Origin of the sequence: Mediterraneibacter torques (assembly GCF_044591705.1) — a bacterium.
GTDB lineage: Bacteria > Bacillota > Clostridia > Lachnospirales > Lachnospiraceae > Mediterraneibacter > Mediterraneibacter torques.
This window is the reverse complement of sequence record NZ_CP172594.1, coordinates 245,598-264,144: the sequence shown is the minus strand read 5'-3', so window position 1 is coordinate 264,144 and position 18,547 is coordinate 245,598. Positions and strand designations below refer to the sequence as shown.

Sequence of the window (18,547 nt, the reverse complement as noted above, 5' to 3'; positions counted from 1 at the left end):
GTAGATTCGGTTTCTAATCCTGCCGGCGACGTGGAGAAAAGAGCAATGGATAATATCTAAAATTCCTGTTTGAACATCGTTCAAATGAACGTATGTCGGATGAAGAATTTCAAAATTATTGTCATTTGATTGTCACTAGACATAGAGAGCCAAGAAAGCCCGCAAAATAGGCATTTCTTGGCTCTAATATATTATTCGAATTCAATCGTCGCCGGGGGCTTCGGGCTCATATCATAGCACACGCGGTTTACGTTCTCGACCTCTGCCAGGATTCTGTTAGTGATTCTGTCGAGAATCTCCCAGTCTACGTGCTCGATGCTGGCTGTCATCGCGTCGATGGTATTGATTGCACGGATGATTACCATGTACTCAAAGCATCTTGCATGATTCTTCATTCCCACAGACTTGAAATCGGGTACTACCGTAAAATACTGCCATACTTTCTTGTCCAGTCCTGCCTTTGCGAACTCCTCGCGCAGGATAGCATCTGACTCACGGACAGCTTCCAGGCGATCTCTTGTGATAGCGCCGAGGCAGCGAACACCAAGTCCCGGACCCGGGAACGGCTGACGGTAAACCATTTCAGCAGGCAGGCCAAGCTCAATACCGCAGGCACGAACTTCGTCCTTGAAGAGCTGCTTTAACGGCTCTACCAATTCAAACTGCAAATCTTCCGGAAGTCCTCCCACATTGTGGTGAGATTTTACCATCTTTGCAGTCTTGGTTCCGCTCTCGATAATGTCCGGATAAATCGTTCCCTGTCCAAGGAAATCGATTCCTTCCAGTTTTCTCGCTTCTTCCTCGAAAACACGGATAAATTCTCCGCCGATAATCTTTCTCTTCTCTTCCGGATCAGATACATTTTCCAGCTTTCCAAGGAAACGCTCTGTAGCGTCTACATAAATCAGATTTGCATGAAGCTGGTTGCGGAATACCTCTACAACGCTTTCAGATTCATTTTTCCGCATCAGACCATGATTTACATGTACGCAGACGAGCTGCTGTCCTATCGCCTTAATCAGCATCGCTGCAACTACGGAAGAATCTACGCCGCCTGACAGCGCCAAAAGAACCTTTCTGTCTCCTACCTGTCTGCGGATCAGCTCTACCTGATCTTCAATAAAGTTCTTCATGTTCCAGTTTGCTTCTGCCTTACATTCATCAAATACGAACTTTTTCAACGTCTCCTGATCCGGCAGGCTGTCAAAACGAACGTCGCATCTGGATGCAGGATAGTCTACGGAAATTACCGGATAGCCCCATGTATAAAGCTCTGGTCTTACTTCCACTTCTTTTCCATCTACCACACGGTTTTCTCCGCCATTTAAAATAATTCCTTTTACATTGTCAAGAGCCTTTATTTCTTCCTCTGTAATATCATGAGGATGAATCTCGCTGTATACGCCAAGTTCACGAATCTCCCGGGCGAGTACCGTATTCTCTGTACTTCCCAGATCCAAAATAACAATCATATCCTGCTTCATTTGTCTCTCCTTTTAACTGGTCAGATTATTTCCAACATTTTTATTTTACTGATTTTCCTTTAGTTTCGCAAGCAATATTTCAAATATTCTCTATCATCCACTGCGGACGCTGTCACAGCTCTTTTTATCGCCTGCTGCATCGCCCTTGCCGCCAGTGTTCCGGCTACATTTACATCGCTTTCTACCTCTCCCACACTGCAGGCATAGATGCTGTCTCCGTCAGCCATAGTTCCAACCGGATTGATGCATCTCGCATACGCATTTCTTGCCATAGAAGCAATTTTATTCAGCTTTGCCTTATCAAAACGTGCATTGCACACGATGCAGCCGATCGTCGTATTTGTATGAAATAAATCCTGAGGCGTCGTCATCATTTCTACAAACGCCTCTTCCAAATCCACAAATTTCGTTCTTTCCGCATCCATAAGGCCTGCTATCTTTTGTCCGTTCTCCGGATCAAAAACATCTCCGAATGCATTAACGACTACGACAGCCGCTATTTTCAGCTCCCCTGCCTGAAGCGCATAGATACCCAGACCGGACTTTGTCGCCCGTTCCATTCCAAACAGCTTTCCTACGCTGGCTCCCGTTCCTGCTCCGACATTTCCCATCGATACATCGCAGCCTTCCATCGCCTTTCTACAGGCCTCATATCCCATATCCGCATCCGGACGGATATCGCTTCTTCCGTATCCCAAGTCAAAAATGCAGGACTGACATACAAGAGGTATTTTGGAAAATCCCGTGTCGTATCCAATCCCCTGCTCCTCCAGACAGCGCATCACACCGTCCGAAGCCGCCAGACCATATGCGCTTCCTCCTGACAACACGACAGCGTTCAGCGGATTATCTGCCGTCATGCTGTCTGTAAGCGGCGTTTCTCTCGACGCCGGACCTCCCCCGCTGATGTCGCAGCCTGCCTGTGCGCCCCGTTTAAAGTACAATACGCTTGCGCCTGTCTTTGCTTCATTATCCTGCGCATGTCCTATGGATACGCCATCTATCTCTGTAATTGCGATTTCCCTTATAAATCTGTCCATCAAATTTCCCTCTCACCCTTTCTGTTCACACCCGAAGCTATTCGGCAACCACTGCCGTTCCGCTTGCCGTTACCATAAGCATTCCGTTACCTGCACCGAGCACCTCATAATCGATATCAACGCCTACAACCGCATTGGCCCCCAAATCTGCCGCACGCTGTTCCATCTCCTTCAGGGCGTTCTGTCTCGCCTAAACAAGCTCTTCCTCATAGCTTCCTGATCTTCCGCCGAAAAAGTTGCTGAAAGAAGCCGCAACATCGCGCACGAAATTTACGCCAGATATGACTTCTCCAAATACAATTCCCTTATATTCCGTAATTCTTCTTCCTTCTACAGACACTGTCGTTGTCACTATCATTCCCATTCCTCCGTTTCTTCCTTTTATAGGGTACTGTGAAAGTAGAAGCTTTCTGTTGATTGTTGCAAAATGCGTTACAAATTTATTATTTATATCATAGCAAAAATCATTTTAAGATACAATCGTTTCCTGGCAGGAAATCCTGCCTGGTTACTAAAATTAAATTCCCCCAAATTTTTACGAAATAGAGGGGTGTCTATCTTTCAATTTCTTGTGTGATACTTTACCGCACATGAACATTGGCAGAGGGAATGAAACAAAAAGACATTGCATTTCAGTTAGGTATCTCTGAAGCCTATGTTACTCAACTCAAAAAAGTTATAGCATTTTTTCTTACTAGAATTAGAGCCATTTTAGGGCCAAAAACCATAAAACAACCCCGGAAATGCCCATTTTATCAGCATTTCCGGGGTTCTGTCCGTTATTCAAACTCGACAATTACTAATCAATTTTGTTTAGAGATTATTCTCTGTCGTGTTTACAGTTCTTTTGATTATTTGATTTATCCATATTATCCTGCCTATACAGGCTAATGTTATCATTTTGTTATCGGTGTTGATAACACTTGCTCTGTAACTGTGGATAATAGCACTATATTCTATTTCAGATCATAAGCGATTTTGCTTAAAAAATCAATCCCTATTCAAATTCATACCATTCCTTAAATCTCAGTCTTTGAGCAAAATACGATTTTTTTTGTATTCAATCATGCCATCTTTCTGCATTTTAGAAAGCTCGTTGCACATAGTACTGCGGTCAACATTCAAGTAATCTGCTAACTGCTGACGGTTATATGGAATCAGAAAAGAATTACTTCCGGCATGTTTTGCGCATTCTGAAAAATAAGACATCAATCGTCCTCGTATGGATTTGGAACTGGTGTGCAAAATCCTTTGTGAAAGTTGCAGACTTTTATGAGCACAGACAGTCAGTAGATTTCGTGCAAGGTTTGTATGAAAAGGGCAGGCGTTTGTGCAGGTAGTCAGAACACGTCCCACATTCATAAACAACACAGAGGTATCTTCCACGGCAGACACTGTAACCAGCATCGGCTGTCCCGGAATACAGGCATATACCTCAGCAAATACAGAACCAGGCGCAACACTTCCTAAAATGCCGGTATTCCCCCAAATATCGTTACAAGATATCATTGCCATGCCTGACAGCACAATGCCGATATTCTCTATAATACTCCCTTCTGAAAGAATTACTTCTCCTTTTTTATAATTGCGTTTTACACTATTCAAACAGCTTAAAAGCGAGGAGATGTCATCTTCTTCTAACCCACGGAATAGCTGCATATCGGATAATTTCATATTTTTTGCCCTTTCGTTGTTATAACAACAGATTTTTATTTTTAATTATAATATACTATGCCCAGAAAGACAAGAGAAAGGATGGTATAAAATGATTCGAAGAATTATCCAAATAGATGAAGAAAAATGTAACGGATGTGGTGCGTGTGCCGAAGCTTGTCACGAGGGTGCAATCGGCATGGTAAACGGCAAAGCAACGCTTCTGCGAGATGATTATTGTGATGGTTTGGGAGATTGTCTGCCAACCTGCCCGACAGGTGCAATTTCCTTTGTGGAGAGAGAAGCTGCCGCCTATGATGAAAAAGCTGTGCAGGAAAATATGAGGAAAAAAGCGAAAAGCAATCATGCCGCTGTTCCCCATACAGGCTGCCCCGGCAGTCGAATGCAGCGTATTCAACATTCACAAGAAACAACTCCTTCTGCCCGGGTACAGACAGAATCACAGTTGGGACAATGGCCATGCCAAATCAAACTGGTACCGACTAATGCACTATATTTTGACGGCGCAAAATTGTTAATTGCAGCGGATTGCAGTGCATACGCCTATGCCAGAATGCACGAGGATTTCATGCGTGGGAAAATTACGATTATCGGCTGTCCAAAGCTTGACAGCATAGACTACAGCGAAAAGCTGACGCAGATCATTCAAAACAACAACATTCAAAGTGTGACGGTTGTACGCATGGAAGTTCCCTGCTGCGGCGGACTGGAATTAGCTGCCAAAAAAGCGTTGCAGGCAAGCGGAAAATTCATTCCTTGGCAGATTGTTACGATTTCGTTGGATGGTAAAATTTTGGAATAAAAGGAGAGATACTATGAGTAAAAAAATGAAAAACATTGCTCAATCAGAAGTACTGACGCTGAGAGAACAAATTTCTTATCAGGAGGGGCAGGTTGTCAGCAAAACTTTGACACAAAACCAGGCAGTAAGTATTACCCTGTTCTCATTCGCAAAGGGCGAAGAGATCAGCACCCATGAATCGGGTGGGGACGCCTTCGTCACCTGCTTGGATGGTATCGGAAAAATCACGATTGATGGCGTTGAATATCTGCTGCACGAAGGAGAATCTATTGTCATGCCAGCAGGCCATCCCCATGCGGTATATGGGCAGGAAGCGTTCAAGATGCTTTTAGTAGTTGTATTTTAATCAAACGCAAAATTGACAAAGGAAGGTGATTTTATGAAAGCAACAAAAGTAGATAAGGATCTCTGCATTGGCTGTGGGCTTTGCTGTGGGATCTGCGACGAAGTTTTCCGTATGAACGAGCAGGGAAAGGCGGAAGCGTATCAACCAGCAAACGCTGAAAATCAAGGTGCTGTACAGGAGGCCATCGACTCGTGTCCTGTGTCTGCAATCGCCTGGGAAGATTAATTCAAACGCGTCTATATGCTTTTTTGATTGAGAAGAAACCACATTATTTCAAATTTTAATAGTTTTTAGGAGGTATATTATGGAACAAAAAATGTTTTGCTATCAGTGTCAGGAAACCGCCGGGTGCAAGGGCTGCACCATGTCCGGCGTATGCGGAAAGAAACCTGATGTAGCGGCCATGCAGGATCTGTTGGTCTATGTCACAAAAGGAATTTCGGCTATTACGACTGCATTGCGTCAGGAAGGTAAGCAGGTATCTGCCAAAATCAATCACTTGATTACTCTGAATCTGTTCACTACCATTACCAACGCAAATTTTGATAAAGAGAGCATTGAATCAAGAATCCGTGCTACACTGACCGAAAAGGAAGTTCTGCTAAAGCAAGTTACCAATCTGACTGTTCTGCCTGAAGCCGCAAAATGGAACGGATCTGAAAACTGGGAAGAAAAAGCCAGAACTGTCGGTGTTCTTTCTACCGAAAACGAGGATATTCGCTCTCTGCGCGAGTTAATCACCTACGGTTTGAAGGGACTTTCCGCTTACTCGAAGCACGCAAATGTGCTGTTGAAGGACAACGATGAAGTTGACGCATTTCTTCAGAAAGCACTGGCTGCCACGCTGAATGACAACCTTAGTGTAGAAGATCTGATTGCTCTAACAATGGAAACAGGAAAATACGGAGTATCCGGTATGGCAATGCTGGATAAGGCTAACACAGACAGCTATGGAAACCCCGAAATTACAAAGGTAAATATCGGTGTCAGAAAGAACCCCGGCATTCTGGTATCCGGCCACGACCTGCGCGATTTGGAAATGCTGTTAGAACAGACACAGGGAACTGGAGTGGATGTGTATACGCATTCCGAGATGTTGCCAGCTCATTATTATCCCGCTTTCAAAAAATATCCTAACTTTGTTGGTAATTATGGGAATGCTTGGTGGAAACAAAAAGAAGAATTTGAATCCTTTAACGGTCCTATTCTAATGACAACCAACTGCATTGTTCCTCCTAAGGATAGTTACAAAAACAGACTTTACACTACCGGCGCTGCGGGATATCCGGGATGTACACATATTCCGGGAGAAATTGGCGAACAAAAAAATTTTTCTGCGATTATTGAGCATGCAAAAAAATGTGTCGCTCCGAGTGAAATCGAAACCGGTGAAATCATCGGCGGATTTGCCCATGCGCAGGTTCTGGCTTTGGCAGATAAAGTTGTAGAAGCTGTAAAAAGCGGTGCAATCAAAAAGTTTGTGGTTATGGCGGGCTGTGATGGTCGAGCAAAGAGCCGCGACTACTATACAGAATTTGCTAAGGCTCTGCCGAAGGACGCTGTCATCCTTACTGCCGGTTGTGCAAAATATAAATATAACAAGTTGTCTTTAGGCGATATCAATGGCATCCCGCGTATTCTGGATGCAGGTCAATGCAATGATTCCTATTCCCTTGCTGTAATCGCCTTGAAACTCAAAGAGGTCTTTGGGCTTGACGATATTAACGATCTGCCAATTATCTATAATATCGCATGGTACGAGCAAAAAGCTGTTATCGTTCTTCTGGCTCTTTTATATCTTGGTGTGAAGAATATCCACCTTGGCCCTACACTTCCGGCATTTCTCAGCCCGAATGTTGCAAAGGTCTTGGTCGAGAACTTCGGCATTGCAGGAATTGGCACCGTGGAAGAGGATATGGAGAAGTTTTTCGGTATTAACGCATAAATAATACTCCGTCAAAAAAATAGATCCAACAGGCATAAAGAAACCTCGGAAACCCTTGTAAAATGGGCATCCGAGGTTTTCTGTCTGTTATTCGAATCTGACAACGCCTAATCAATTTTGTTTAGATATTATTCGTTATCGTGTTTATAGTTCTTTTGATTATTTGATTTATCCATATTATCCTGCCTATACGAGCTAATATTATCATTTTGTTTTCAGACTTGCTTTCCACCATACACCTTTTCTTATTGATAAATCATCTCATTATCCACAATCTCCCTCGCACACGTTTGTATATTACTCATTCTCCCTATCCATTTTAAGGTATCATCTGCCTTTAACTATTCTGTAATCCCCTGCCCCCTGCGCCTGTTTCATCTGCTCTACAATCCTTTCAAAGCGTTCTTGTGCCTGTTCTTCTATATCTGCAAGATAACTATTCAGCCTGCCACTTGTAAGCAGAGTAATATAAGCCGCTCTCTTATGTTCTTTCAAATAGCGTTTATGCCTTTGTCCCCATACACCGATAAATCTCTGTTCTTCTTCCTCCGGCAAGGTAAGACAGGGGATAAGATAATCCCCGTGTCTGATATAAATGCCGCCCATTTCTTCAAATATTGTTTTCTTCATAATCGTTTCCACCTTTCTTATCGTTCTCTATCCATAGATTTTTTCTTAACTGACCGTTTCGGTTGCTGCCTGCCTTCCTGCTGATAGCGGTGCAATTTTTCCAGTACACTCGCTTTTTGGGGCTGTTCTAACGGATTCTCTTTCTTCGGTTTCGTCTGATTTTTCCACGCTCTCAGTTCTTCATTGTATTCCATAATCAGTTCTTCTGCCTTGTTATAAACCTTCTGAAAGGATTGCACATTGGGATAACCTTCCCGTTTTACGATCCGCCCCATACTCCTGTGCAAACGCTTTTCCAAATCCTCTAACAGCTCAATTTTCCCTTCCAGAGATTTTCGTTCTTTGCCTTTAAATAGTCCTCGTAACTCTGACAGTTGCTTTTTCAAAGAAGAAATATCCTGTTGTGTGCGTTTTATCTCCCTTGACTGTCCCTGTAATTCATACATGAGCTTCTGCATATCCTTCCATTCCTGCAAGTCAATCTTTGGCACAGTTCTTGGCGGCAGCTTAAATTTGAAAATCACCTCCTGTAAAAAGTCTTTTGCTCCTCGGATAATCTGACGGAACATATCCGGCAGCCAACCGTGTGTCCTGATAGATTGCAGCGTTTCGTCTGTGATTTTTTCCTGCTTAATCTTCAAAATATCTTCTTCAGGAACACCCTCAACCAATGCCACATCAACTGTCCGATTCCATTCCTGCCTTGCCGCATTGTCTGCCTTTATCTCCTCCGCTTTCGGATTGTTCTTTCCGATTTTCTTCATTGCCAGATAAACACCGCCCTGTTGGAATACAGAAAGTTTTTCTGATTCTTCTTTTACATAACAGTTAATCGTATCGGTAAACAGTTCTTTAACTTCTTTGGTAAAGGCTTTGTTCTTAAACCATTCCTCTTTTTTTGTGAAGATATGACTTTCATATACTTCCCCTTTAGGGATAATACTGCACCCAGCTCGGATATTTCCCTGCACGTCTAAAATCTCTTTTTTCGTGCGTCTATGCTTTCCCTGCTCATCATAAAACATATTTCGGGTGGCAATCTTCACTTCGGGCTGCTCCAACATTTTCCGTTCACTGAATACCAGATGAATATGATAATTCGTCTTTGTCTTGTTGTGATGAAGGGCTGCGCTGCACTCCACGCCATATCTTTTATGGAAAGTTTCCGTAAAAAGTCTTACCACATCATCTGCCCTATACTGAACAAAACTTTCGGGAAGTGCAATAATAAACTCACGCCCTTCGATACATTTCCCTGCCGTTCCTCTCGCCTTAAAATCCAACTGATTTTCTCTTGCAAGATTTTTCCAAAACTCAGGTGTTGCCCCTTCCGTCTGATAGGTAGCATAGAGATGTTCCTGCCTTTTGGGATTGGAAATATAATCAATACGCCCTGCCACATCGGACAGCTTACTTTGTCTGATAAATGAATGTCTGCCTATAAGCATCCTCCTTTCTCGGCTTGCGCCGGCTTTACTGTGAGTAGGTGCATAGGCACCTGTTTACGAACTTATCCGCCTATCGGCGGCTTGCCCCCTGCAAGGGCGAAATACGCCGAGCATAAACGAAGTTTGTGCGATGGGTGTATTTCGCTCTCAAACGCCGAGGGCTTGTTTTTGTTTAACAAAATCCGATTACTTCTCGGACTCATGCTTAGATTTATGGGCGTATCCGCCCTTTTTCTCTGCCCGTATCCGGGCTGCTTTTTCTATGACTGACAGCAGATTATCTACGGTACTTTCTTCCCATCCGGCAAGCCAGATCAGAGTTTTTTCCTCTGCTTTTGTCAGTTCCACGTCTGTCCAGATATTCTTTTCTTGCCCGTTCCCGTTCTTCCTTTGTCGGTGCAGTTTTTGATTTTCCAAACAGGTCACGCATGACCATCTTGTCCAATTTTTTCTCCAACTCCTTCTTAATTTCTTTCTCGCAACTCTCATCTTCAATCAAATGAAAGCGGAGCAGCTGCATAAATAATTCCTGTGATATTTGCACATTTCTCATCGTATCCCATCCTCTCTGTGACGGTATGTGACAGTTGTGACGGTTATTTTAATACTGCCCCCGTTGTCAAAAATACCGTCACAACTGTCACCAACTGTCACGCTGTTTCCGTATCGTCTTTCCAAAACCGTATTTTTCTTCCATCATGGGTACGGTTGTTCTTATAATAAATGCCATGTTCTGCATACAATCTCCCTGAAAGAATGTTCAGTTTTCTTGTAATAACGTGGGGCTGAATTTCTACCTTTATCAGAGAAACCAGTTCCGTTGCTGAACCTTCCCAAGAAGAAATGTCCTTCATCTTCAGGAATGGTTTCGCTGCCGTTTCCAACATCAAGCGTTGTCCATCCTTCGATTTTTTGAAGAGCAGAATTACATTACCTACTCTCTTCTCGGCAAAAACCGCCTGGTCAAATTCAAAATATCAGACTGGCCCAAAGACAATACCGTATTGGAATACAACTATCCCTGTAAAAAAGATACAGGGTTTTTCTTTTTCCCGATTGCCAAAGTTCACGAACTAATTGGCATTGGAAAATGCTCGGAAATGGATGTTATTCTGGATCTGTGGATTCATGCAGTTTACAACGATTCCTCTGTCCTGGGATCTGATTCCGGTCCCATTGTCTATTACCGGGATAATACCGGAAATCCCCTTACCAGCTTTAATGAACTGGGTGAAAGGTGGAGTCTGTCAAAGGCATCGGTATCACGACTCTTGAAGAAACTGGAGGAAAAAGAATACATTACACTTATCTCATTTACAGGAAAACACGGAAGCGTAATTTATCTCAACAATTACCTGTCCGTGATGTTTAATATCAGCGACGTTATGATTGACAAGGAGGAGATCGCTATGAAGATGCAATTACCAATCCATGTACCTGAAGAAATCACTATTGAGGATTCTGCTTCTGTTAGCGTTTCAGAAACTGTCACAGACTCACAAATCACCGTTACAAAAAATGATTCCTGCGTTCCAGATTCACACATGAAATTTATCGTGCAAAAAGTCGCAGAACTATTGGATTCACAAGGGATTCCATGTTGCCACTGCTCCAAAACCCGCTATATATTATCTCCATTATCAGCCTGCAAAGATATATTTAATACATTTACTCTAAATATTATCTGTCCCTACGGAAATGCCGCTTATCGGTTTGAGTTGTCCGTAAGTCCAGGGGATGAGTCTGCCCAAAAGATGCCTGCCGTGGCAGAGCCTTCTGCACTGAAAGGGGGGGAATAGACATGGCAAACCGCAATACACAGGGATTTCCTTCACCCGAAGAAGATCCACGTTTTCACGACACCTATCAGTTTTTACGCAGATACCGGGATGCAACCTACAGCCTGAAGGTAGTCGTACACCAGATGGAGCACCAGTTTAAGCTCCAATACGACAATGACATCGACAAATTTCTGGACTCCATCTATGCTGCCGGGGCTGATCTTACCGGAAGCGACATCGAACAACGGGCAAAAAGTATTGCCAGAAGCAACCAGATGCTGAAGCTTTTGGAATCATCCATCGATCTCCTCCGGAACAATCACAAGCATGGGGAACAGTATTACTGGATTCTCTACTACGCTTTTCTCTCTCCACAGGAAATGAAAAATACAGATGAGATATTGGATAAGCTGGCTCACCACATCACCAATATTTCCTACCGCACCTATTACCGGAAACGCAGGGCTGCGATTGAAGCACTCAGTACCATCCTTTGGGGATTTACTGCAAAAGAGACATTGGATACGCTCAACAAGTTCTTTCCAGAGTAATACATATCGCCTATCTCCTCGGCTTTTCGTAATATCATAAAAATGTTATACTAAAAAATGCAAAATATATATTGACTCTCACGGAACGTCATAGCGTACAGTTATCTTATCAGGAACAGGAGGTCAGCAACTATGAGGACAGTCAAAGAAATATCAGAACTTACAGGTATCAGCGTTCGCACGCTTCACTATTACGATGAAATCGGGCTTTTAAAACCAACACAAAAAAGTGATGCGGGATACCGGCTTTATGACGATAGGGCATTGGAAATATTACAGCAGATTCTGTTTTTCCGTGAGTTTGACATTCCTTTGAAAGAAATCAAAGCTGTTCTGGAGAATCCTGCTCTTGAAAGGAACCAGATCTTGCAAATGCAGAGAAAAATGTTGGTAGCAAAGAAAGAACGTATGGAACATCTGATTGCCAGCATTGATGATATCCTGAAAGGAGAGAATAAAATGGATTTTGCGATTTTTAGTAAAACGGAAGTTGAAGAAATGTTCCAAACTATGTTTGAACATATGCCTGACAATATGAAAGAACTTGCTGTAAAAGAGTTTGGAAGCATTGAAGAATGGAAAAAGCATTATATTAAGACAGTTTCATCAGAAGAAATGCAGAAAGGCTATGCTAAAGTTGTTGAGTGGTATGGAGGAAAAGAGCAATTCCTGTCTGTTGCCAACAATCCTATTAGCAAAGAGGCTGCAGAAAGTTACAACCAACAATTTGACAATCTTTTATACAAATTAGCAGCTAAAAAAGTATGTTCACCAGATTCTTCTGAAGTAAGAGAACTTGTTTCCGAATACGGTTTTCTTATGAAACAACTTTCACAGATAAAGAAAGAACACGGTCTGATGGTTGCACAGGCTCAATATTACCGTAATGAAAAAATCAAACCTATGATAGATGAAAAATACGGCAATGGTACAGCCGAATTCTTCGCACAAGCTTTCGAAGCATTTTATAAAGACAAGTAATCATTAGAACTACACAAAAGCACAACAATACACCATGCAGGGAATCAAAATGGTTTCCTGCTTTTTTTATGCCAACCAGTGAAAATGGCACAGAAATGACCTGCTTCTGCGATTGAAGCGTAAAATTACCCATGCTACAATAGGTATTGCTTATAGTTTTCCTTATTTCCAGCACCCATAGATGGTGCTTTTTTTGTACCTGTAAATTCAATCGCTGACAGCAGGTTCTATGTACTTTGTACGTACACTATACTTACAATACCAAACGTATCCTGTACGTACAGCCATATGTATAAAGTTTCCTATTATATATAGAAGGGAGTCAATCATGAAAACAAGGAACGAAATCTATCAAGGAGAGGGAGCCAAGCTCTTACGGTTCATTACCACTTACCATACTCTGAGGTATGACCAGGTTTTACAACTTTTCTCCCGACATGAGCAGTCTATCAAGTCATTGATTACCAGCCTCATCAAACAAGGGCGCATCATTTACGATAAAGAGCATGACCTTCTTTGTGACAGCCAGCAGTCTGCTGAGAATCCTGACTATGCTATAATTACATGCTTCTGGGTACTGCTGGATTTTAAGAAAGGTGTTGTATACCACACCAGTGGCGAATTTCCAATCAAGCTCAATTTCTTTTCGCAAGATGAACAATACGAAATCATCTATATCGGTGAAGAACAGGAGGCTCTGATCAATCATGTGATGGAAAGTATCCCATCACATGGTTCCAAACGCCTGATTGTCTTAGAATCCGAAAGCCAGGCTGCCAAAATCACCATTGATGATGTAGCCGCTTACTGCCTTGTAAATGAATCCGGTGCTGTCAGTTACTACATGAGAAAGTAGGTTATTATGACGCAAAATACACCAACCATTTACCAGCGGCTTGAAAAACTGGAAGGGGAGCTGCAAAAACTGACGAATACCGTTTACGCTCTGAAGGTCACTGATATCCAGAATTATGATAAAAATTTTGAGGAACTGAGCGTCAGTGCTGCTCTTCGGGCGGAGCGGATTGCCTGCCAGATGCGTAACCTTGTCTGTCCGGCTCTCTCCCCAAATCAAGCAGCTTATCTTCCCAAAGCGGCAGATGCACAGGGAATGCGGATTGCAGAACAGCAGGGGATTCTCACCATTACGCTTCCCGGACTGCTTCCGAAACGAAGAGTCCACACAAACACTGCATTTCTCCATGAACCGCTTAATTATATGCTTCGGGAGTATGTAAAACAAAATGCCCTGCCCCTCTATCGTGACTGCGTGATATGTTTCAGTCAAATATATGACAGGGAACTTCCTCAAAGACGTATCCGGGATTATGACAATCTGGAGTTTAAACAGATTCTGGATACACTTTGTACTTATGTTCTGACAGATGACAGCGGCTTTTTCTGTGATTCCTACTACACGACACAGCTTGGCTTAAAGGACTGTACACTGGTATCGGTTATGGAAAAAGCTGACTTTCCGAAATGGCTGCAGAACCAGAAAAATCATCACGAAAGCATGTCGGAAAATCTCCTGACTTCTCAGGCAGAAATCCGACATCGGTAAGAACCACCGCAGGGAACTTTGTTTTCTTGCTTTTTTTATCTCCAAACCACCGGAGATTTACCCAAGTATAGGCTTGCATGGGTAAGAACTGAATTGAGGTGATGCTTATTTGATAAGACCTGACACTACGAAATACCGCTTACTGGAAATGATAGGGATGTGCGGGGAATTTCCCGCAGACCAGCTAAACAGACTCATCCCAAGTGCCTCCTATGCGGAAAAACTCATTACGGATTTGAAGGCGGAACACCTCATCCGTACCCACTACCGGGATGCTCTCAGAGGCTACCGTCTTACAAAAGCTGCGAAAGAGATGCTGTTATCTGTCTCGCCGCTACGCTTCCAGTGCTATCTGACCGGCAATACCGAGACGAACCTCATCCGAAGTGAAGTATCCCGACGTATCCGCTTACATCAGAAAGCCGAAACGTATCTGACACTCCTTCATGCCGGGATTCCCTTTTATCCGGATGTAAAACCTGACATCTTCTGTAATCACCGCGAAGCTGGTTCCATCGGTATGCGAAGCCTTCCTCTTTTTTACGCTTCCAGAGAAATTAAGGAATTGGGCCCGGAGACCACGAAGATTAGGAACTCCCGCAGCATGGGCATCCTGATGGCACCGCAATGTGTCTATGTCCTTTATAACACGGGAAACGGAGTCCTGAAATGGGAATATCGAACGGAAGTCCGCTTAAACGCCTTCCTGCAGCATTACCTGCAAGGCTACCCTTACAACGGACATCCACAGATCCGGGCAATCATGACCGGAACCGACATGGAAATGGCTTTCCGGCTGTTTACCAGTACCGGAGGCTACAAAAAGAGCCTGTTTATGCTGGACACCTCCTTCGAGCATTTCCATTACCTTCCCAATACTCCGGAAGGGGAAGTGCTTTTAAAACTGCTGGTTCACCCTGAGATCATGGAAAAGCTGGACAACCTCCTGCTGTCCGATCTGGGCTGCCGCAGCGATTCAATTCCACTGGAACATGATGCCACGGATGCTTCCGGGAACCCCATCCTTCTTGCTTATGATTTTGACATGCAGCGAATCAACCGGTTCAATACCGGCTTAAATGTATACGGCAGATCCGGGAACCTGATCTGTTTCGATTTTCAGATTCCGGTCCTGAAAAAATACTTAACTGCCACAATCCATTTCTCCAGTATTGACCTTTGCAAATTCAAAAGGGGGTTTTTACATGAACCGTAAATGGTGGAAGCTCATTTATATGCTTCCGATCACCTTCTGCACCCTCTATGCAGGAGGCTATGTTGCTCAATTTATCCGCAACTATCAGACCTGGGAATCTGCCGGCAATTTTGCCGGAAACGGAACTGCCCCGCAGATCCCCTCCCCGCACCCGCTCGCCTGTCTGGATGCCCTGACTGCTTTCCCGTACAATCTGTATGGGATTTTTCTATGTCTGGCAGCTTTTGGACTCCTGACCTTCCTTCTCATGCGTATGGGATTTGACCGAAACGGGGAAATAACAGACCGGGGCCGGAACCTGAATTATTCCACAAAGGGAACCTATGGGACTTCCGGTTTTATGACTTTGGAGGAAATGCATCAGGTACTGGAGCTTACGAATGATGTCAAGAAACACAAGGGAACCATTCTTGGAAAACTGAACGGAAAAGCCGTTTGTCTCCCGAAGGATACCCGCATGAACCGGAATATTGCCGTTTACGGTGCCAGCGGTTCCATGAAAAGCCGGGCCTTTGCACGCAACATGATCTTCCAGTGTGTTGCCCGCGGGGAAAGCCTCATCATCACCGATCCAAAATCGGAATTGTACGAAAGTACAGCCACTTACCTTGAGAATGCCGGATATATCGTGAAATCCTTTAATCTTGTAAACCCGGAAAACTCGGATAGTTGGAATTGTCTGGGTGAAATTGGCGGACAGGAAACCATGGCACAGGTATTTGCTGATGTCATCATCCAGAATACCGGTTCTGCCAAAGGCGATCACTTCTGGGACAATGCCGAGATGAACTTATTAAAAGCTCTGATTCTCTATGTGGATCAGGGATTCCCACCGGAGGCAAAGAATATCGGACAGGTATACAAACTCCTGACCATGAGTTCGGAAAAAGAACTGAACAGCCTCTTTGACCTGCTTCCGGTCTCCCATCCGGCAAAAGTCCCCTACTGCATCTATAAGCAGGCAAGTGACACGGTACGTTCCGGCGTCATCATCGGACTCGGTTCCAGACTTCAGGTATTCCAGAACAAGCTGATCCGCCAGATCACTTCCTATGATGAGATCAACCTGACGCTGCCGGGAAAAGAAAAATGTGCATACTTCTGCATCACTTCGGATCAAGACAGCACTTTTGATTTTCTTTCTTCCCTGTTTATGACCTTCGTATTTATCAAACTGGTCCGTTATGCAGACACCTATGGGGAAGATGGAAAACTGCCGGTTCCGGTACATATCCTGGCTGATGAGCTGGCGAATACGGGAGCAATCCTATCGCTCAACAAAAAGATTTCCGTGATCCGAAGTCGAAACCTCAGTATTTCCTGCATTTTCCAAAACCTGCCTCAGATGCAGAACCGGTATCCCTTAAACCAATGGCAGGAAATCATCGGGAACTGCGACACTCAGCTATTTTTAGGCTGTACGGATGAGGTAACTGCTACATTTATCTCTAACCGCTCCGGTGATGTGACCGTTGGTGTCAGCAGCGAAGCCAAACAATTAAATAGCTGGAGGGTATCCGATTATACACCGGAATACCGCCAGACCAGATCCATCGGGAAACGAAAGCTCTTAACTCCGGATGAGATCCTGCGGCTCCCGCTGGATACTGCACTGATTATCCTGCGTGGTCAGAAGGTACTGCAGGTAGAAAAATACGATTACACCCTGCACCCGGATGCCCAAAAACTCATTCCCCGGAAGGCTTCCGAACATATTCCGGAATGGAGAAAAGGAGCATGTAGTGAAGAATATACGTACACTCCAACTATTCCTGCTTCCCACCCGAAAAAAACCGCTTCTTATGGAAAGCAGAAAAAGAAAAAAGCTGAACCGCACTTTGACCAGCAAAGCGTTTATCAGGAACCTGGCTATCACGATTTCCCGGATGACTTCTCAGCAGATAACTATTCGGATCACACAGACATGGTTCCTTTAGATAAAGATTCTATCATGTCATAATTTGAAAGGAGACACTATGATGCCAAACGAAACAACCAACACACCTATTTTAACTCTGGATTCCGATGCGAAGCTGGAAACAGCCCAGTCCATTTCAGACCTTACCTGGCATGAGATCCAGAATGCCTACCGTACCCGCCGGATCTTAACCGGAATGCTTGGCGGTATCGAGAAAACAGAAAACGGCAGCCTCATTGCCGTGGTTTACTACAAGGATTTCCGTACTGTCATCCCAGTAACTGAGATGATGATCCATCTCATGCAGGATGAAGCACACGATTATGGGGAGCTTGCTCTGCGGCAGAACAAAATCCTCAACAATATGCTTGGATGTGAGATTGATTTTCTGATTAAGGGATTAGATCCGAAGACACGCAGCATTGTCGCCAGCCGGAAAGAAGCGATGCTGAAGAAACGCCAGATCTTCTATCTGGATAAAGATGCTTCCGGAATGCCGAAAGTTTATGAAGACCGTATCGTGCAGGCAAGAGTCATTGCTGTTGCGGAAAAGGTAGTCCGGGCAGAAATTTTCGGTGTGGAAACCTCCATTCTTGCCAGAGACCTGTCCTTCGACTGGATGGGTGATGCCAGAGAACGCTTCCAGGTAGGCGATCACATCCTGGTACGCATCCTGGATGTGCGGGCAGACTCACCGGAGCAGGTCATTGTCCACGCAGATGTCAAAAGTGTGGAAGGCAACACCAGCAAGGAAAACATGAAAAAATGTAAGATTCAGGGAAAATACGCCGGAACTGTGGAAGACATCCATAAAGGCACCGTCTTTGTCCGGCTCTCCATCGGTGTCAATGCCATTGCCCACTCCTGCTATGACAGCCGGACAGTCGGGAAAAAGGATCAGGTATCCTTTGTGGTGACGCATATTGATGAAGAGCGTAATGTTGCCCTCGGCATCATCACCCGCATCATCAAGCAGACCATATAAGGCTTCCACCTTATTTTTAAATAGCTTTTTTTCATATACAGCACCAATTAGTCCAGCAAATACTCACGATACAGCTACATAAGGTGACAGAATAAAGTATTTTTCAGACCATTACCTTATTGTACTGAAAACGGTAACGTGTTATACTGATTCGGTATTACTGAACCGGAAAGACGGATGCA

18 protein-coding genes and 2 pseudogenes are annotated in these 18,547 nt (G+C 44.0%); 12 read left to right on the top strand and 8 right to left on the bottom strand.

Translation table 11 applies throughout. The features are described from left to right. Window positions 1–191: 191 nt before the first annotated feature. The 4 genes and pseudogenes from guaA to ACH9UM_RS01170 all read right to left on the bottom strand — a co-directional run bounded on the left by guaA (window position 192) and on the right by ACH9UM_RS01170 (window position 4,198). The gene (guaA, locus tag ACH9UM_RS01185) at window positions 192–1,484 is read right to left on the bottom strand and encodes a glutamine-hydrolyzing GMP synthase (RefSeq protein WP_004847372.1); all 1,293 of its coding nucleotides are present in this window, start codon (window positions 1,482–1,484) and stop codon (window positions 192–194) included. A 59-nt stretch (window positions 1,485–1,543) separates the two neighbouring features. Further along, window positions 1,544–2,524 (bottom strand): P1 family peptidase, encoded by a 981-nt coding sequence (locus tag ACH9UM_RS01180; RefSeq protein ID WP_009242439.1) that lies wholly within the window; start codon window positions 2,522–2,524, stop codon window positions 1,544–1,546. A 37-nt stretch (window positions 2,525–2,561) separates the two neighbouring features. Beyond that, window positions 2,562–2,882, bottom strand: a pseudogene (locus ACH9UM_RS01175) (putative heavy metal-binding protein). A 668-nt stretch (window positions 2,883–3,550) separates the two neighbouring features. Beyond that, window positions 3,551–4,198, bottom strand: coding sequence for a Crp/Fnr family transcriptional regulator (locus ACH9UM_RS01170; RefSeq protein ID WP_004847365.1), 648 nt, complete (start codon window positions 4,196–4,198; stop codon window positions 3,551–3,553). 91 nt (window positions 4,199–4,289) lie between these two features. Between ACH9UM_RS01170 and ACH9UM_RS01165 the strand changes: the two genes are divergently transcribed. The 4 genes from ACH9UM_RS01165 (at window position 4,290) to hcp (ending at window position 7,291) form a co-directional block, all read left to right on the top strand. Beyond that, the gene (locus ACH9UM_RS01165) at window positions 4,290–5,000 is read left to right on the top strand and encodes an ATP-binding protein (protein ID WP_009242441.1); all 711 of its coding nucleotides are present in this window, start codon (window positions 4,290–4,292) and stop codon (window positions 4,998–5,000) included. A gap of 13 nt (window positions 5,001–5,013) precedes the next feature. After that, the gene (locus tag ACH9UM_RS01160; protein ID WP_009242442.1) at window positions 5,014–5,346 is read left to right on the top strand and encodes a cupin domain-containing protein; all 333 of its coding nucleotides are present in this window, start codon (window positions 5,014–5,016) and stop codon (window positions 5,344–5,346) included. A 33-nt stretch (window positions 5,347–5,379) separates the two neighbouring features. Continuing rightward, a complete protein-coding gene (locus ACH9UM_RS01155; RefSeq protein WP_004847359.1) occupies window positions 5,380–5,571 on the top strand; it encodes a ferredoxin in 192 nt (63 codons plus the stop codon). A 79-nt stretch (window positions 5,572–5,650) separates the two neighbouring features. Then, window positions 5,651–7,291, top strand: coding sequence for a hydroxylamine reductase (gene hcp / locus ACH9UM_RS01150; protein WP_004847357.1), 1,641 nt, complete (start codon window positions 5,651–5,653; stop codon window positions 7,289–7,291). Window positions 7,292–7,536: 245 nt separating this feature from the next. On the opposite strand, the pseudogene ACH9UM_RS01145 reads toward hcp, so the two are convergent. The 4 genes and pseudogenes from ACH9UM_RS01145 to ACH9UM_RS01130 form a co-directional block, all read right to left on the bottom strand. Continuing rightward, window positions 7,537–7,921: pseudogene (locus tag ACH9UM_RS01145) on the bottom strand (TnpV protein). A 17-nt stretch (window positions 7,922–7,938) separates the two neighbouring features. Then, window positions 7,939–9,369, bottom strand: coding sequence for a MobA/MobL family protein (locus ACH9UM_RS01140; protein WP_004847354.1), 1,431 nt, complete (start codon window positions 9,367–9,369; stop codon window positions 7,939–7,941). A 277-nt stretch (window positions 9,370–9,646) separates the two neighbouring features. Then, window positions 9,647–9,922: a hypothetical protein gene (locus ACH9UM_RS01135; RefSeq protein WP_004847351.1), complete on the bottom strand. Its 276-nt coding sequence runs from the start codon at window positions 9,920–9,922 to the stop codon at window positions 9,647–9,649. 97 nt (window positions 9,923–10,019) lie between these two features. Beyond that, a complete protein-coding gene (locus tag ACH9UM_RS01130; RefSeq protein ID WP_400091720.1) occupies window positions 10,020–10,256 on the bottom strand; it encodes a hypothetical protein in 237 nt (78 codons plus the stop codon). Window positions 10,257–10,373: 117 nt separating this feature from the next. Here ACH9UM_RS01130 and ACH9UM_RS01125 point away from each other — a divergent pair, with 117 nt between their 5' ends. From ACH9UM_RS01125 to ACH9UM_RS01090, 8 genes are all read left to right on the top strand, one after another. Continuing rightward, complete coding sequence (locus tag ACH9UM_RS01125; protein WP_243113533.1) at window positions 10,374–11,168, top strand: helix-turn-helix domain-containing protein; 795 nt, start codon at window positions 10,374–10,376, stop codon at window positions 11,166–11,168. Between the two features lie 2 nt (window positions 11,169–11,170). Then, complete coding sequence (locus tag ACH9UM_RS01120; protein ID WP_005333547.1) at window positions 11,171–11,701, top strand: hypothetical protein; 531 nt, start codon at window positions 11,171–11,173, stop codon at window positions 11,699–11,701. A 132-nt stretch (window positions 11,702–11,833) separates the two neighbouring features. Beyond that, window positions 11,834–12,682 carry a MerR family transcriptional regulator gene (locus tag ACH9UM_RS01115; protein WP_005333545.1) on the top strand — a complete coding sequence of 283 codons (849 nt, stop codon included), beginning with the start codon at window positions 11,834–11,836 and terminating at the stop codon, window positions 12,680–12,682. Between the two features lie 328 nt (window positions 12,683–13,010). Further along, entirely contained in the window at window positions 13,011–13,538 is a 528-nt protein-coding gene (locus ACH9UM_RS01110; RefSeq protein WP_005333543.1) for a DUF5697 family protein, read from the top strand. Window positions 13,539–13,544: 6 nt separating this feature from the next. After that, window positions 13,545–14,246 (top strand): DUF6100 family protein, encoded by a 702-nt coding sequence (locus tag ACH9UM_RS01105; protein ID WP_005333541.1) that lies wholly within the window; start codon window positions 13,545–13,547, stop codon window positions 14,244–14,246. A gap of 148 nt (window positions 14,247–14,394) precedes the next feature. Beyond that, window positions 14,395–15,462, top strand: coding sequence for a hypothetical protein (locus ACH9UM_RS01100; RefSeq protein WP_005333540.1), 1,068 nt, complete (start codon window positions 14,395–14,397; stop codon window positions 15,460–15,462). Beyond that, on the top strand, window positions 15,452–17,422 hold the full coding sequence (locus ACH9UM_RS01095) for a VirD4-like conjugal transfer protein, CD1115 family (RefSeq protein ID WP_022415647.1): 1,971 nt from the start codon (window positions 15,452–15,454) through the stop codon (window positions 17,420–17,422). The genes ACH9UM_RS01100 and ACH9UM_RS01095 overlap by 11 nt, the downstream gene beginning before the upstream one ends. A 19-nt stretch (window positions 17,423–17,441) precedes the next feature. After that, window positions 17,442–18,365, top strand: a complete 924-nt coding sequence (locus ACH9UM_RS01090) for a S1 RNA-binding domain-containing protein (RefSeq protein ID WP_023921587.1) — start codon at window positions 17,442–17,444, stop codon at window positions 18,363–18,365. Window positions 18,366–18,547 lie beyond the last annotated feature (182 nt).